At 63.0% G+C, this 14,141-nt stretch carries 16 protein-coding genes and 1 pseudogene; 15 read left to right on the forward strand and 2 right to left on the reverse strand.

The features are described from left to right. Positions 1 to 58: 58 nt before the first annotated feature. The 10 genes from ccmA (at position 59) to MUM_RS0101355 (ending at position 7,423) form a co-directional block, all read left to right on the forward strand. Positions 59 to 694 carry a cytochrome c biogenesis heme-transporting ATPase CcmA gene (ccmA, locus tag MUM_RS0101310; RefSeq protein WP_010166140.1) on the forward strand — a complete coding sequence of 212 codons (636 nt, stop codon included), beginning with the start codon at positions 59 to 61 and terminating at the stop codon, positions 692 to 694. Next, on the forward strand, positions 691 to 1,359 hold the full coding sequence (gene ccmB, locus MUM_RS0101315; protein WP_003210635.1) for a heme exporter protein CcmB: 669 nt from the start codon (positions 691 to 693) through the stop codon (positions 1,357 to 1,359). The genes ccmA and ccmB overlap by 4 nt, the downstream gene beginning before the upstream one ends. A gap of 82 nt (positions 1,360 to 1,441) precedes the next feature. Continuing rightward, positions 1,442 to 2,197: a heme ABC transporter permease gene (locus MUM_RS0101320; protein ID WP_003210634.1), complete on the forward strand. Its 756-nt coding sequence runs from the start codon at positions 1,442 to 1,444 to the stop codon at positions 2,195 to 2,197. After that, positions 2,194 to 2,370: a heme exporter protein CcmD gene (gene ccmD, locus MUM_RS0101325; RefSeq protein ID WP_008434788.1), complete on the forward strand. Its 177-nt coding sequence runs from the start codon at positions 2,194 to 2,196 to the stop codon at positions 2,368 to 2,370. Before MUM_RS0101320 ends, ccmD begins: the two co-directional genes overlap by 4 nt. Beyond that, complete coding sequence (ccmE, locus tag MUM_RS0101330) at positions 2,367 to 2,822, forward strand: cytochrome c maturation protein CcmE (RefSeq protein WP_008434786.1); 456 nt, start codon at positions 2,367 to 2,369, stop codon at positions 2,820 to 2,822. The genes ccmD and ccmE overlap by 4 nt, the downstream gene beginning before the upstream one ends. A gap of 3 nt (positions 2,823 to 2,825) precedes the next feature. After that, positions 2,826 to 4,814 carry a heme lyase CcmF/NrfE family subunit gene (locus tag MUM_RS0101335; protein WP_010166145.1) on the forward strand — a complete coding sequence of 663 codons (1,989 nt, stop codon included), beginning with the start codon at positions 2,826 to 2,828 and terminating at the stop codon, positions 4,812 to 4,814. Continuing rightward, positions 4,811 to 5,347, forward strand: coding sequence for a DsbE family thiol:disulfide interchange protein (locus MUM_RS0101340; RefSeq protein WP_010166147.1), 537 nt, complete (start codon positions 4,811 to 4,813; stop codon positions 5,345 to 5,347). Before MUM_RS0101335 ends, MUM_RS0101340 begins: the two co-directional genes overlap by 4 nt. Continuing rightward, complete coding sequence (locus MUM_RS0101345; RefSeq protein ID WP_010166149.1) at positions 5,344 to 5,817, forward strand: cytochrome c-type biogenesis protein; 474 nt, start codon at positions 5,344 to 5,346, stop codon at positions 5,815 to 5,817. The genes MUM_RS0101340 and MUM_RS0101345 overlap by 4 nt, the downstream gene beginning before the upstream one ends. Continuing rightward, entirely contained in the window at positions 5,810 to 7,003 is a 1,194-nt protein-coding gene (ccmI, locus tag MUM_RS0101350) for a c-type cytochrome biogenesis protein CcmI (protein WP_010166152.1), read from the forward strand. The genes MUM_RS0101345 and ccmI overlap by 8 nt, the downstream gene beginning before the upstream one ends. A gap of 15 nt (positions 7,004 to 7,018) precedes the next feature. Next, on the forward strand, positions 7,019 to 7,423 hold the full coding sequence (locus MUM_RS0101355) for a hypothetical protein (RefSeq protein WP_003210627.1): 405 nt from the start codon (positions 7,019 to 7,021) through the stop codon (positions 7,421 to 7,423). Between the two features lie 147 nt (positions 7,424 to 7,570). Here MUM_RS0101355 and MUM_RS0101360 read toward each other — a convergent pair whose 3' ends face one another. After that, positions 7,571 to 8,773, reverse strand: coding sequence for an MFS transporter (locus tag MUM_RS0101360; protein ID WP_010166155.1), 1,203 nt, complete (start codon positions 8,771 to 8,773; stop codon positions 7,571 to 7,573). Positions 8,774 to 8,910: 137 nt separating this feature from the next. Between MUM_RS0101360 and MUM_RS0101365 the strand changes: the two genes are divergently transcribed. After that, positions 8,911 to 9,807 (forward strand): LysR family transcriptional regulator, encoded by an 897-nt coding sequence (locus tag MUM_RS0101365; RefSeq protein ID WP_010166157.1) that lies wholly within the window; start codon positions 8,911 to 8,913, stop codon positions 9,805 to 9,807. Positions 9,808 to 9,999: 192 nt separating this feature from the next. Here MUM_RS0101365 and MUM_RS1000000134675 read toward each other — a convergent pair. Continuing rightward, a pseudogene (locus MUM_RS1000000134675) lies at positions 10,000 to 10,227 on the reverse strand (DNA mismatch repair protein MutT); the annotation flags it as partial. A gap of 376 nt (positions 10,228 to 10,603) precedes the next feature. On the opposite strand from MUM_RS1000000134675, the gene phnC reads away from it, so the two are divergent. The 4 genes from phnC (at position 10,604) to phnF (ending at position 14,139) form a co-directional block, all read left to right on the forward strand. Next, positions 10,604 to 11,437 carry a phosphonate ABC transporter ATP-binding protein gene (gene phnC / locus MUM_RS0101380; protein WP_010166163.1) on the forward strand — a complete coding sequence of 278 codons (834 nt, stop codon included), beginning with the start codon at positions 10,604 to 10,606 and terminating at the stop codon, positions 11,435 to 11,437. A 32-nt stretch (positions 11,438 to 11,469) separates the two neighbouring features. After that, complete coding sequence (gene phnD / locus MUM_RS0101385) at positions 11,470 to 12,471, forward strand: phosphonate ABC transporter substrate-binding protein (protein ID WP_010166165.1); 1,002 nt, start codon at positions 11,470 to 11,472, stop codon at positions 12,469 to 12,471. 144 nt (positions 12,472 to 12,615) lie between these two features. Further along, positions 12,616 to 13,398, forward strand: a complete 783-nt coding sequence (phnE, locus tag MUM_RS0101390) for a phosphonate ABC transporter, permease protein PhnE (protein ID WP_010166166.1) — start codon at positions 12,616 to 12,618, stop codon at positions 13,396 to 13,398. A 36-nt stretch (positions 13,399 to 13,434) separates the two neighbouring features. Further along, positions 13,435 to 14,139: a phosphonate metabolism transcriptional regulator PhnF gene (gene phnF, locus MUM_RS0101395; protein ID WP_169385942.1), complete on the forward strand. Its 705-nt coding sequence runs from the start codon at positions 13,435 to 13,437 to the stop codon at positions 14,137 to 14,139. The last annotated feature ends 2 nt before the right edge of the window (positions 14,140 to 14,141 follow it).

A 14,141-nucleotide genomic window follows, 5' to 3' on the forward strand; every position in this document is an offset into this window, starting at 1 on the left:
GTGCATCTCTTTAACGGCCGTTCCACCGCCGACTTGAACCGTAAAGGCCCGCGATCTCTTGACCAGCCCTCTTCTAGAAGCCGTAGCGCTCGCCTGTGAACGTGACCTGCGGATGCTGTTCGAACACCTCGAACTGCGTCTGGCGGGCGGCGACATGGTGCAGGTCAGCGGGCCCAACGGCAGCGGCAAGACCAGCCTGTTGCGCCTGCTGGCCGGGCTGATGCAGCCGACGGCGGGCGAAGTGCGGCTCAACGGCAAACCGCTGCACGAGCAGCGTACGGAACTGGCCCGCAACCTGATCTGGATCGGCCACGCCGCCGGGATCAAGGACGTGCTCACCGCCGAAGAAAACCTCAGCTGGCTCAGTGCCCTGCATCATCCAGCAAGCCGTGAGGCCATCTGGCAGGCCCTCGCCGCTGTCGGCCTGAAGGGCTTCGAAGACGTTCCCTGCCACACCCTGTCCGCCGGCCAGCAGCGCCGCGTGGCGCTGGCCCGTTTGTACCTCGACGGTCCGCCGCTGTGGATTCTCGACGAACCCTTCACCGCCCTCGACAAACAAGGCGTCGCCCAGCTGGAAGCACACCTGGCGGCCCACTGCGAGCAGGGCGGCATGGTCGTCCTCACCACCCACCACACGCTGGCGCAAATGCCCGCCGGTTACCGTGACCTCGATCTGGGCCGGTGGTCGGTATGAGTGTATTTGCCCTGTTGGTGGCCCGCGAAGCGCGGTTACTCTGTCGCCGCCCGGCCGAACTGGCCAACCCGCTGGTGTTCTTCGCGATTGTGATCGCGCTGTTCCCGTTGGCGGTCGGCCCCGAGACTAAACTGTTGCAAACCTTGTCTCCGGGACTGGTCTGGGTGGCGGCGCTTTTGTCGGTCCTGCTCTCGCTGGACGGGCTGTTTCGCAGTGACTTTGAAGACGGTTCCCTTGAACAGTGGGTCCTTTCGTCGCACCCCCTGCCACTTCTGGTATTGGCCAAGGTACTGGCACACTGGGCGTTTTCCGGCCTGGCGCTGGTATTGCTCGCGCCGCTGCTGGCGATGATGCTGGGGTTGCCCACCGAGTGCCTGCCGGTGTTGCTCCTTTCCTTGTTGCTTGGCACGCCGGTTCTCAGTCTACTGGGCGCCGTGGGTGCGGCGCTGACGGTGGGTTTGAAGCGCGGCGGCCTGTTGCTGGCCCTGCTGATTTTGCCTTTGTATATCCCGGTGTTGATCCTGGGCAGCGGCGCGTTGCAAGCCGCGCTCCAGGGCATGCCGGCGACCGGTTACCTCCTGTGGCTTGGCAGCCTGGCCGCCCTGGCGGTAACCCTGACACCCTTTGCTATAGCGGCTGGCCTGAAGATCAGCGTCGGCGAATAATGAGGTCTGACCAAGCGTTGTCTTAGTCAGTAAAGACCCTAAGCTCCTCGCATTGACGAGAAGCAACCGTGATGGAAACAGCATGAACTGGACCTGGTTTCACAAGCTCGGCTCGCCCAAATGGTTTTACGGCATCAGTGGCAAACTGCTGCCGTGGTTGAGCATCGCCGCTGTATTGCTGATCGGCATCGGCCTGGTCTGGGGCCTGGCCTTCGCGCCGCCGGACTACCAGCAAGGCAACAGCTTTCGCATCATTTATATCCACGTTCCCGCCGCGATGCTGGCTCAGTCCTGCTATGTGATGCTGGCGGTGTGCGGCATCGTCGGCCTGGTGTGGAAGATGAAACTGGCGGACGTGGCCCTGCAATGCGCGGCGCCCATCGGTGCCTGGATGACTGCGGTGGCGCTGGTCACCGGTGCGATCTGGGGCAAGCCGACCTGGGGTTCGTGGTGGGTCTGGGACGCGCGCCTCACCTCGATGCTGATCCTGCTGTTCCTGTATTTCGGCCTGATCGCCCTGGGCAACGCCATCAGCAACCGTGACAGCGCCGCCAAGGCCTGTGCGGTACTCGCGATTGTCGGCGTGATCAACATCCCGATCATCAAATACTCGGTGGAGTGGTGGAACACCCTGCACCAGGGCGCCACCTTCACCCTCACCGAAAAGCCGGCCATGCCCGTGGAAATGTGGGCGCCGCTGCTGCTGATGGTGCTGGGGTTCTACTGCTTCTTCGGCGCCGTGCTGCTGCTGCGCATGCGCCTTGAAGTGCTCAAGCGTGAAGCCCGCACCAGTTGGGTCAAGGCCGAAGTGCAAAACAGCCTGGGAGCCCGTGGATGAGCTTCAACTCTTTCAGTGATTTTCTCGCCATGGGCCATCACGCCCTGTACGTCTGGACGGCCTATGGCATTTGCCTGGCGGTGCTGGCCCTCAACGTCGCCGCGCCGATCCTGGCCCGCAAGCGTTACCTGCAACAAGAGGCGCGTCGTTTGCGCCGGGAGACCGAAAAGTGAATCCGCTGCGTAGAAAGCGTCTGTTGATCATCCTGGCCATCATGGCCGGTGTCGGCATTGCCGTGACCCTGGCCCTGAGCGCCCTGCGGGAGAACATCAACCTGTTCTACACCCCGACCCAGATCGCCAACGGCGAAGCGCCGCTGGACACACGAATTCGTGCCGGTGGCATGGTCGAGAAGGGCTCGCTGCAACGTTCCGGCGACTCCCTGGACGTCAAATTCATCGTCACCGACTTCAACAAGTCCGTGACCATCACCTACCGCGGCATCCTCCCGGACCTGTTCCGCGAAGGGCAGGGCATCGTCGCCCTCGGCAAGCTCAACGCCGACGGCGTGGTCGTGGCCGACGAAGTGCTGGCCAAACACGATGAAAAATACATGCCGCCGGAAGTCACCAAGGCCCTCAAAGACAGCGGCCAATCCGCCCCGACCCCCGCCAAGGAGGGCTAAGTCATGACGTCCGCATTGTTTATTCCGGAGTTGGGCCAGTTGGCGATGATCCTCGCCCTGTGCTTTGCCATCGTCCAGGCCGTGGTCCCGCTGCTGGGCGCCTGGCGCGGTGATCGCCTGTGGATGAGCCTGGCCCAGCCGGCCGCCTGGGGCCAGTTCGCCTTTCTGGTGTTCGCCTTCGGTTGCCTGACCTACGCCTTCATGACCGACGACTTTTCCGTCGCCTACGTCGCCAATAACTCCAACAGCGCCTTGCCCTGGTACTACAAGTTCAGCGCCGTCTGGGGCGCCCACGAAGGGTCGTTGCTGCTGTGGGCATTGATCCTTGGCGGCTGGACCTTTGCCGTATCGATCTTCTCCCGCCAGTTGCCGCAAGTGATGCTGGCCCGGGTGCTGGCGGTGATGGGCATGATCAGCATCGGCTTCCTGCTGTTCCTGATCATGACCTCCAACCCGTTCACCCGCATCCTGCCGCAGATCCCGGTAGACGGCCACGACCTCAACCCGCTGCTGCAAGACATCGGCCTGATCGTGCACCCGCCGATGCTCTACATGGGTTATGTAGGGTTCTCGGTAGCCTTCGCGTTTGCCATCGCCGCGTTGCTCGGCGGTCGCCTTGATGCGGCCTGGGCGCGCTGGTCGCGACCCTGGACCATCGTCGCCTGGGCGTTCCTCGGCATCGGCATCACCCTGGGCTCGTGGTGGGCCTACTACGAACTTGGCTGGGGCGGCTGGTGGTTCTGGGACCCGGTGGAGAACGCCTCCTTCATGCCCTGGCTGGTGGGCACGGCGCTGATTCACTCGCTGGCGGTCACGGAAAAACGTGGCGTGTTCAAGAGCTGGACCGTGTTGCTGGCCATCGCTGCGTTCTCCCTGAGCCTGCTGGGTACGTTCCTGGTGCGTTCCGGCGTGCTGACCTCGGTTCACGCGTTTGCCTCCGACCCGGAGCGCGGCGTGTTCATCCTGATCTTCCTGCTGTTTGTGGTCGGCGGCTCGCTGACGCTGTTTGCGTTGCGCGCCCCCGTGGTCAAGAGCCACGTCGGCTTCAACCTCTGGTCCCGGGAAACCCTGCTGCTGGGCAATAACCTGGTGCTGGTGGTGGCGGCCTCGATGATCCTGCTCGGCACCCTGTACCCGTTGGTGCTGGATGCCCTGAGCGGCGCCAAGCTGTCCGTCGGCCCGCCGTACTTCAACGCACTGTTCATCCCGTTGATGGCATTGTTGATGGTGGTGATGGCGGTCGGCGTGTTGGTGCGCTGGAAAGACACCCCGGTGAAATGGCTGGTGGGCATGCTGACTCCGGTGCTGCTGGGCAGCGCCGCGCTGGCGGTGATCGCCGGGATTGCCTACGGCGACTTCAACTGGGCCGTGCTCGCTACCTTCATGCTCGCCGCCTGGGTATTGCTGGCCGGCGTGCGCGACCTGATCGACAAGACCCGTCACAAAGGCCTGATCAAGGGCCTGCCGACCATGACCCGCAGCTACTGGGGCATGCAGGTCGCGCATATCGGCATCGCCGTGTGCGCCCTGGGCGTGGTGTTGTCCAGCCAGAACAGCGCCGAGCGCGACCTGCGTCTGGCGCCGGGCGAGTCCATGGACCTGGCCGGTTACCACTTCATTTTCGAAGGCGCCAAGCACTTCGAAGGCCCCAACTTCACGTCTGACAAGGGCACCGTACGCGTCGTGCGCAACGGTAAGGAAATCGCGGTGCTGCACCCGGAAAAACGTCTGTACACCGTACAAAGCTCGATGATGACCGAAGCCGGGATCGACGCCGGTTTCACCCGTGACCTCTACGTCGCCCTGGGTGAACCGCTGGGCGATGGCGCCTGGGCCGTGCGGGTCCACGTCAAACCGTTTGTGCGCTGGATCTGGTTCGGCGGCCTGCTCACAGGCTTCGGTGGTTTGCTGGCCGCGACAGACCGGCGTTATCGGGTCAAGGTCAAGAGCCGGGTGCGTGAAGCCCTCGGTCTGCAAGGAGCAGCGGTATGAAGCGTTGGTTGATGGTGTTACCGCTGGCGGCGTTCCTGGTGGTGGCGGTGTTTCTGTATCGCGGGCTGTACCTGGACCCGGCCGAGCTGCCCTCGGCGATGATCGGCAAGCCGTTCCCGGCGTTCTCGCTGCCGACCGTACAGGGCGACAAAACCCTGACCCAGGCGGATTTGCAGGGCAAGCCGGCGCTGGTCAACGTGTGGGGCACCTGGTGCATTTCCTGCCGTGTCGAGCACCCGGTGCTGAACAAGCTGGCCGAGAACGGCGTGGTGATCTACGGCATCAACTACAAGGACGACAACGCTGCCGCCTTGAAGTGGCTGGCAGAATTCCACAACCCGTACCAGCTGGATATCCGCGACGAAGACGGCAACCTCGGCCTGAACCTCGGCGTGTACGGCGCCCCGGAAACCTTCTTCATCGACGCCAAGGGCGTGATCCGCGACAAGTACGTGGGCGTGATCGACGAAGTGGTGTGGCGCGAGCAACTGGCCGCCAAGTACCAGGCGCTGGTGGATGAGGCCAAGCCATGAAGCGTTGGTTAGCCGCCGCTGTATTGGGCTTGAGCATGGTCGGCGTGGCTCACGCCGCCATCGACACCTACGAATTTGCCAAGGACGGGGACCGCGAGCGTTTTCGCGAACTGACCAAGGAACTGCGCTGCCCCAAGTGCCAGAACCAGGACATCGCCGACTCCAACGCGCCGATTGCTGCCGACCTGCGCAAAGAGATTTTCCGCATGCTCGGCGAGGGCAAGGACAATCAGCAGATCATCGACTTCATGGTCGACCGCTACGGTGACTTCGTGCGCTACAAGCCGGCGCTCACCGGCAAGACCGCGCTGCTGTGGTTCGGCCCCGCCGGGCTGTTGCTCGCTGGCGTGGTGGTGATGGCGGTGATTGTACGCCGCCGTCGTGTCGCCCCGGCCGATGGCTCGGACTCGCTTTCCGTCGATGAGCGTCAACGCCTCGACCAACTGCTGGACAAAAAAACTGATGATTGATTTCTGGCTCGCAGCCGGTCTGCTGCTTCTGATTGCCTTGAGTTTCCTGTTGATCCCAGTGTTACGCGGCCGTCGTGCCCAGCGTGAAGAGGATCGCACCGCGCTGAACGTGGCGCTGTATCAAGAACGTGTGGCGGAACTGCAAACCCAGCAGTCCGAAGGCGTGCTGGATGCCGCCCAACTGGACAGCGGTCGTGCTGAAGCGGCCCGTGAGCTGTTGGCGGACACCGAAGGGGTGGAAAAGCCTCGGGAGTCGCGCCTCGGCAAACCGCTGCCGTTTCTGGCTGCGTTTCTGGTGCCGGTATTGGGCGTGGCGCTGTACCTGCATTATGGCGCCAGCGACAAGGTCGAACTGACCCGCGAATTCTCCCAACCGCCGGTGTCCATGGAAGACATGACCCGCCGTCTGGAGCGCGCCGCAGCGGCCCAACCGGACTCGCCGGAAGGCCTGTACTTCCTCGGCCGTGCCTACATGGCCCAGGACCGCTCGGCCGACGCAGCGAAAGTCTTCGAACGCACCGTGGCCCTGGCCGGTCGCCAGCCGGAGTTGCTCGGGCAGTGGGCCCAGGCCCAGTACTTTGCCGACAACAAACAGTGGTCGCCCAAAGTCCAGGCCTTGACCGACGAAGCCCTGAAACTCGACCCGAAAGAAGTCACCAGCCTTGGCCTGCTGGGTATCGCCGCCTTTGAAGGCCAGCGGTACCAGGAAGCGATCGACTACTGGAACCGCCTGCTGGCGCAACTGCCGCCGGAAGACAACTCCCGCGCCGCGCTGCAAGGCGGGATCGACCGGGCCGCCGAGAAGCTCAAAGAGAGCGGCGGTACCGTGGCACCCGTGAAGGCACAAAAGCAGATGCAAGTGCGCGTGGACCTGGCGGCGGACGTGAAGGCCAAGGCCTTGCCGACCGACAGCGTGTTCATCTTCGCCCGCGCCGTCAAAGGCCCGCCGGCGCCTTTGGCAGCCAAGCGCGTGACCGTGGCCGACCTGCCAATCACCGTCGAACTGGGCGATGCCGACGCGATGATGCCGCAGTTGAAACTGTCCAACTTTCCCGAAGTCCAACTGGTTGCGCGCATATCCCGGGCAGGTGTTCCCACCGCTGGCGAGTGGATCGGCCGCAGCCAACCCTTGGCCAGCAGCACTACTGCGTTGCAGCAGCTGACCATCGACAGTCCGGATAAATAATTCGAGGAAATGCCCATGACCGCCATTGCACGTATCACCCTGCTCAGCCTGGTATTGGGGCTGAGTGCTTGTGCGGTCCATCGGCCACCGTCGCCTACGGGGCCGACCATCCCGCCCACCGGGCCGTCGACCCAGCCGAGCACACAGCCAGGCACACAGCCCTCGGGCCCGGTGATCAAACCGTCGAAGCCGGTGCCGAGCTCTTCGCCGACCTTCGCACCGCCGCCAGGTGCTGCCAGCCACTGGGACGGGAAGATGCAGGTGTACGTGCTGGACGAGCAGCCGGATACGTTCTATCGCCAGCGCACGTACTACCGCTGGAGCAACGGCTGGAGCCGGTCCATCAGCCCGAACGGGCCTTGGGAAGAGACCGATGTCCATGGCGTACCGCCGGGGTTGAGCAAGCAGTACGCGCAATAAGAAAAGGCGACCTTCGGGTCGCCTTTTTCATGGGCATGAAATGCAATCAACTGTGGGAGCTGGCTTGCCTGCGATAGCGGTGTATCAGGTTATGAAGTGGTTGCTGACACACCGCCATCGCGGGCAAGCCCGGCTCCCACAGGACCTCTACTGTTGTTGATATTCGGCCTGGCCTGCGCCACTGATCCAATGGATCACCCCCGCAATCACCCCCAGCATCACCCCAAACTCCACAATCCCCATCCAGCCCAAACGGGCCATCAACCAGCCGCTGACCGTGGCCCCCACCGCACCGCCAAAAAACGTCGCGGTCATGTACAAACTATTGATGCGGCCCTGGGCTTTCGGGTCTACCGCAAACGCCCGCGTCTGGTTCGACACCAACCCCGACTGCACACCGATATCCAGCACGATCACTCCCAGCACCAGCCAGATAATCGAAGTTTGCGCGCCCGCCAGCAGCAGGAACGCCAAGGTCACAATCCCGATACTCGCCCCAATCACCTTGCGCGAACCCAACCGGTCCGACGCCCGTCCACCGAGTGATGCCGCCAGCGCACCCGCCGCACCGATGATCCCGAAACCGCCGGCCCACGCGCTGCCCAGCTGCCACGGCCCGTGGGCCAGCAACGCCGCCAGGTTCACCCAGAACGCATTGAAGCAAGCCCACAACAACGCCTGCACCATCATTGATTGGCGGATCGGGCTGTTGTCGCGCATCAGCGGCCACAGTGAGGCCAGCAGACGAGGGTAGGACAGGTTGGTGCTCGGCACGCCCCGTGGCAGCAACCTGGCAGCGCCGATCCACACAGGGATCATGAAGGCCGCTTCCATCGCGTACACCGCCCGCCAGCCATAAGCCTCACCGACCACGCCGGCGATCGTGCGCCCCAGCAGAATGCCGACCATGATCCCGCTAACCACCGTGCCCACGTTGCGCCCACGTTCATGAGGCTGCGACATCACCGCCGCGAACGGCACCAGTTGCTGCGGCACACAGCTCACAATCCCCAAGCCAAATGACGCCGCGACCAGCGCCCAGATACCCGGTGAAAACGCCGCCGCCAGGGCGAAACAGAACGCCAGCGCGATTTGCCCCAGCACCAGTTTGCGCCGGTCAAAGCGGTCGCCCATCGGCAACAGCAACGCGAGACCGGTGGCAAACCCCAGCAGGGCGGAACCGGCCACCAGGTCGACGGTGGGCACGTCCACGCCCAAGTCCGAGGCAATCAACGGCAAAATCGGCTGGGTACAGTAAATATTGGTGATCACCGCGCCGGCGATCACCGCCATCATGATGATCTTGCCGCGCGGCGCAACCGCAGGCGCTGTGGAAGGTTGGGATGTCATCGGTTGGCCACTCACGGCGCTCTCCTTCAATGCAGGTCTCCGGGGGACGGAGATGAGTGGCCAACGTTACGCACTCGCGCTTGGCAGGATAATCCCCTAGGATTTGGAATCATCCTTCCAGAATTTGATAGGTTGCCATGAACCGCCTTGAATCCATGTCCATCTTCGTTGCCGTGGTTGATGCGGGCAGCCTGACCGCTGCGGCGCGGCGCCTCGACATGCCGCTGGCCAGCGTCAGTCGCAAGGTGGCCGAACTGGAAACGCACCTGAAAACCCGCCTGCTGCACCGCACCACGCGCCAGCTGTCGTTGACCGATGCGGGCGCCTCCTACCTCGACGCGTGCCGGCGCATTCTTGAAGACATCGGCGAGGCCGAGCGCGCGGCCACTGGCGAATATTCCCAGCCCCGGGGCGAGCTGGTGGTCACTGCACCGGTGGTCTTCGGGCGGCTGCACCTCGTGCCGGTGGTGGCGGAATTTCTGGCGCAGTACCCGGAGATCGACATCAACCTGATCCTCACCGACCGGGTTGTGCACCTGATGGAAGAGCACTGCGACGTGGCCCTGCGGATTGGCGAGCTGCCCGACAGCTCGCTCAAGGCCATGCAAGTGGGGGCGGTGCGGCGCGTGGTGTGTGCCAGCCCGGCTTACCTGGCGGCTCGCGGCGTTCCGGCTGAGCCTCAGGACTTGGCAGGGCATGACTGCATCACCTTTGAAGTGCTGGCGTCGCAAGGGGCGTGGGGATTTGGCGCGGGTAAAACCGGGGTCTCGGTGCCGGTGCACTCGCGGTTGTCGGTCAACACCGCGGAAGCGGCGATTGCGGCGGCGACATTGGGGGTCGGGGTGATTCGGGTATTGTCGTATCAGGTGGCGGATGCGCTGCGGGAAGAGACACTGGCGGTGGTGCTTGAAGCATTCGAGTCGGCGCCATTGCCCATTAGTTTGGTGCACAAAGGGCAGTCACCGTTGCCGCTGAAGTTGCGCGCGTTTCTGGATTTTGTGATGCCGCGGTTGCGAGCGCGCACCGCCCAATAACACCGACGAATTTGAACCTGATGAAGATCAAAATGTGGGAGCGGGCGTGCTGTGGTGAGCGGGCTTGCTGTGGTGAGCGGGCTTGTCCCGCGCTGGGCTGCGAAGCAGCCCCATCAATCTGTAGTGAACCCGACGGGGGACAAGCCCCCTCACCACAGCAAGCCCGCTCCCACATTGGATTTATGTTGCCAGTCAGATTTCGGCAAGGCGCGGTTTTAGAAACTTCAAGGCATCTTTAAACACCTGATGCCACTCCTCCGACGGTTCGCTCGCTAGTGAGTGCCAGAAGAACTGGAACTCGTGGCCGCCATCATCCTCTGCAAAATGCGTCCAGGTATCTGGTAGCTCTTCCGCGACCTGGCATTGGTGAAAGGCCCATGTATGCCCCGTGGACGCTGAGTGCCAAGTGCCCAGTTCACGTATTTCGATCGTTCCCACGCTCTGCGTGGGAATGCATCCCGTGACGCTCCGCGTCACCACTGCACAAGACTTGAACCTTGCCTCGCCAGCTGGACGCAGAGCGTCCGAGGCGGCATTCCCACGCAGAGCATGGGAACGATCGCATAGCACCGGGAAATGTGAGCCTGACGAAAATCAAAATGTGGGAGCGGGATTGCTCGCCTGCTGGTTTTCGGCCTCGATCAAGTCCTGCATCCCGCTCCAACCTTTCATCAAACCTTCATCAAACGGTTTTACTCCGGACATGTGCAAGTCATAGGGCTGACACAGCCCGCGCCTACTGTCGTTTGAACTCAAACGCAGCCACGGACGGCTGTTCAACCAGACAGAGAAGCCCATGACTCCAGCTATCCATGTCGATCATCTGAACAAGACCTTTGCGAAGAAGTCCGCACTGGTCGACCTCGAACTCACCGTGGCCACCGGTGAGATGGTCGCGCTGATTGGCGCTTCCGGCTCCGGCAAGTCCACCTTGCTGCGCCACCTCGCGGGCCTGGCCTGTTGCGACAAGAGCAACGGCGGCAGCGTCAAGGTGCTGGGCCGGGAAGTGCAGGCCAGCGGCCGGTTGAATGGCAAGGTGCGGCGCCTGCGCTCCGACATCGGCTATATCTTCCAGCAGTTCAACCTGGTCAATCGCCTGAGTGTGCTCGACAACGTGCTGCTCGGTTGCCTGGGCCGCATGCCGCGCTGGCGCGGCAACCTCGGTTTGTTCAATGCCGAGGAAAAACAGTTCGCCATGGAATCCCTGGCCCGCGTCGGCCTGGCGGATCTCGCCGGACAACGTGCCTCTACTTTGTCCGGTGGTCAGCAACAACGCGTGGCGATCGCCCGGGCCCTGACCCAGCGCGCCGAAGTAATTCTGGCCGATGAACCCATCGCCTCGCTCGACCCGGAATCGGCGCGCAAGGTCATGGAGATCCTCGCCGACATCAATGGCCGCGACGGCAAGACCGTGGTGGTCACCCTGCACCAGGTGGATTACGCCATGCGTTATTGCCCCCGAGCCGTGGCGCTCAAGGGCGGGCGGATTCATTTCGACGGCCACGCAAGTGAGCTGAGCAGCCAGTTCCTCAATGATTTGTACGGTGCCGACGTCGACACCAGCCTGATGTTTTCCGACCAGACCCGCACAACTGTCGTCCCCGTTCAGTTGGCCCTGGCCCGCGCTTGAAACCCCAACAACGACCCACAGGAATCCTCTCCATGTTGAACCGTATCGGTCATGTGTTTCTGTCCGCAGTCCTGCTAGCCAGCGTGGCCATGGGCAATGCCCAGGCCGCCGACAAGGCGATCAATTTCGGCATCATGTCCACCGAGTCTTCGCAGAACCTCAAGAGCATCTGGCAGCCATTTTTGGATGACATGCACAAGAAGACCGGCCTCACCATCAACGCCACCTTCGCCTCCGACTACGCCGGCCTGATCCAGGGCATGCGCTTTAACAAGGTCGACGTGGCCTGGCTGGGCAACAAGGCGGCAATGGAAGCGGTGGACCGCTCCAACGGCGAAATCTTCGCCCAGACCGCCGCCGCCAACGGTGCCGCCGGTTACTGGAGCGTGCTGATCGTGCGCAAGGACAGCCCGATCAACAACGTCGATGACATGCTCAAGAACGCCAAGAACCTGACCTTCGGCAACGGTGACCCGAACTCCACCTCGGGCTACCTGGTACCCGGTTACTACGTGTTCGCCAAGAACCACATCGACGCTGCCACCGCCTTCAAACGCACCCTCAACTCCAGCCATGAAGTCAACGCACTGAGCGTGGCCAAAGGGCAGTTGGACGTCGCCACCTTCAACACTGAAAGCTGGGACCGCCTGGAAGTCACCCAGCCGGACAAGGCCGCCATGCTCAAAGTGATCTGGAAATCGCCGCTGATCCCGGCCGACCCGATGGTGTGGAGCAAGGCCCTGAGCGACAGCGAGAAGACCAAGATCCGCGATTTCTTCGCCAACTACGGTGACACCGACGAAGAGAAGGCCGTGCTGAAGAACATGCAACTGGGCAAGTTCCTCAAGTCCAGCGACGACCAGCTGTTGCCGATCCGCCAGCTGGAGCTGTTCAAGCAGCGCACCACCATCAGCGCCGACGACCACCTGGAAGCCGCCGACAAGGCCAAGAAACTCGCCGACATCGACGCCGACCTCGCCAAGCTGCAAGAGCGCATCACCGAACTGGACAAGAAGACCGCAGCCAACGGCTAACCCCCTGTAGGCCCGGGCTTGTGTGGGAGCCGGGCTTGCCCGCGATGCAGGCAACTCGGTCTGACAGTAAAACCGAGTCGATCCTATCGCGGGCAAGCCCGGCTCCCATATAAGCCTTGCCCACACACTTATTGAGAGTGACCCATGACTACCTTGCATGCTGAAGCAGTAGGCAAAAGGACTTGGCCGCAATACCTGGGCTGGGGCCTGTTCCTCGTCCTGCTGGCCTGGGCCTGGCACGGCGCCGAAATGAACCCGCTGGCGCTGTACCGCGACTCCGGAAACATGGCGACCTTCGCCGCCGACTTCTTCCCGCCGGACTTCCACGAATGGCGCTCCTACCTCAAGGAGATGATCGTCACCGTGCAGATCGCCCTCTGGGGCACGGTGCTGGCGATTGTCTGCTCGGTGCCGCTGGGCATTCTGTGCGCCGAGAACATCACGCCCTGGTGGATTCACCAGCCGTTGCGTCGGGTGATGGATGCGTTCCGTTCAATCAACGAAATGGTCTTCGCGATGTTGTTCGTGGTCGCGGTCGGCCTCGGTCCTTTTGCCGGTGTCCTGGCCTTGTGGATCAGCACCACCGGCGTGCTCGCCAAGCTGTTTGCCGAAGCCGTCGAAGCCATCGACCCCGGCCCCGTTGAAGGCGTCCGAGCCACCGGCGCCAGTGCCCTGCAAGAGGTGATCTACGGCGTGATCCCGCAAGTGATGCCGCTGTGGGTGTCCTACGCGCTCTACCGATTCGAGGCCAACGTGCGTTCGGCGACGGTGGTGGGGATGGTCGGTGCCGGCGGTATCGGCGTGATCCTGTGGGAGAACATCCGCGCCTTTCAGTTCGTTCAGACCTGCGCGGTGCTGCTGGTGATCATCGTGGTGGTGAGCTGTATCGACGTGCTGTCCCAACGCCTGCGCAAGCAGTTCATCTGACGACGGAGGGGTGCCCCAGGGCGCTTTTTTTTAAGCATGCAGTTGTCTAGACAAGATGAGCCGGTGTACCGCGAACTCGCCGATATCCTGCGCCGTGAACTGAGCAGCTATCACGCCGGCGACTTCCTGCCGGGCGAGGTGCAATTGGCCGAACGCTTTGGCGTGAACCGCCACACCCTGCGCCGCGCCATCGACGAGTTGGTGTTCGAAGGCAGCCTGTTGCGCCGCCAGGGCAAGGGCACGCAAGTGCTCGACCGCCCGCTGATTTACCCGATGGGCGCCGAGACCTCCTACAGCCAGTCGTTGTCGGCCCAGGGCGTAGGCGTGGAAGCGCTGTTGCTCAAGCGCCGTTACTGCTTCGCCAGTCGCGACGAGGCGCAACAACTGGGTATCGCCGAGATGGCGCCGATGATCGAGCTGCAAACCCTGCGCAAGCTCGACCACCAGCCGGTCAGCCTGATCCGCCACCGCTACTGCGCCAGCCATGCGCCGCTGCTGGCGGACTACAACGGTGGCTCGCTGCGCCACTACCTGCGTGAACGCGACATGCCGTTGACCCGCACCCAAAGCCTGATCGGCGCGCGGTTGCCCAACCGCGACGAAGCCGCGCTGCTGCTGATGCCCCGGCATTTGCCGGCGCTCACCGTATTTACCCTTTCCCGCGATCGCGACGGCCGCCCGGTGGAGCTGGCGCAGTCCACCAGCCGTTCGGATCGCTTCCAGTACCAAGTGGTGACCTGATG

Source organism: Pseudomonas sp. PAMC 25886, assembly GCF_000242655.1.
Taxonomy (GTDB): domain Bacteria; phylum Pseudomonadota; class Gammaproteobacteria; order Pseudomonadales; family Pseudomonadaceae; genus Aquipseudomonas.

What these genes read in the sequence shown, in the direction of transcription:
- MUM_RS0101335 (WP_010166145.1), top strand. Translation starts at nt 2,826, where the DNA reads ATGACGTCCGCATTGTTTATTCCGGAGTTGGGCCAGTTGGCGATGATC.
- ccmI (WP_010166152.1), top strand. Translation starts at nt 5,810, where the DNA reads ATGATTGATTTCTGGCTCGCAGCCGGTCTGCTGCTTCTGATTGCCTTG.
- MUM_RS0101345 (WP_010166149.1), top strand. Translation starts at nt 5,344, where the DNA reads ATGAAGCGTTGGTTAGCCGCCGCTGTATTGGGCTTGAGCATGGTCGGC.
- ccmB (WP_003210635.1), top strand. Translation starts at nt 691, where the DNA reads ATGAGTGTATTTGCCCTGTTGGTGGCCCGCGAAGCGCGGTTACTCTGT.
- phnD (WP_010166165.1), top strand. Translation starts at nt 11,470, where the DNA reads ATGTTGAACCGTATCGGTCATGTGTTTCTGTCCGCAGTCCTGCTAGCC.
- phnC (WP_010166163.1), top strand. Translation starts at nt 10,604, where the DNA reads ATGACTCCAGCTATCCATGTCGATCATCTGAACAAGACCTTTGCGAAG.
- MUM_RS0101365 (WP_010166157.1), top strand. Translation starts at nt 8,911, where the DNA reads ATGAACCGCCTTGAATCCATGTCCATCTTCGTTGCCGTGGTTGATGCG.
- ccmD (WP_008434788.1), top strand. Translation starts at nt 2,194, where the DNA reads ATGAGCTTCAACTCTTTCAGTGATTTTCTCGCCATGGGCCATCACGCC.
- MUM_RS0101320 (WP_003210634.1), top strand. Translation starts at nt 1,442, where the DNA reads ATGAACTGGACCTGGTTTCACAAGCTCGGCTCGCCCAAATGGTTTTAC.
- phnE (WP_010166166.1), top strand. Translation starts at nt 12,616, where the DNA reads ATGACTACCTTGCATGCTGAAGCAGTAGGCAAAAGGACTTGGCCGCAA.
- phnF (WP_169385942.1), top strand. Translation starts at nt 13,435, where the DNA reads ATGCAGTTGTCTAGACAAGATGAGCCGGTGTACCGCGAACTCGCCGAT.
- MUM_RS0101340 (WP_010166147.1), top strand. Translation starts at nt 4,811, where the DNA reads ATGAAGCGTTGGTTGATGGTGTTACCGCTGGCGGCGTTCCTGGTGGTG.
- MUM_RS0101355 (WP_003210627.1), top strand. Translation starts at nt 7,019, where the DNA reads ATGACCGCCATTGCACGTATCACCCTGCTCAGCCTGGTATTGGGGCTG.
- MUM_RS0101360 (WP_010166155.1), bottom strand. Translation starts at nt 8,773, where the DNA reads ATGACATCCCAACCTTCCACAGCGCCTGCGGTTGCGCCGCGCGGCAAG.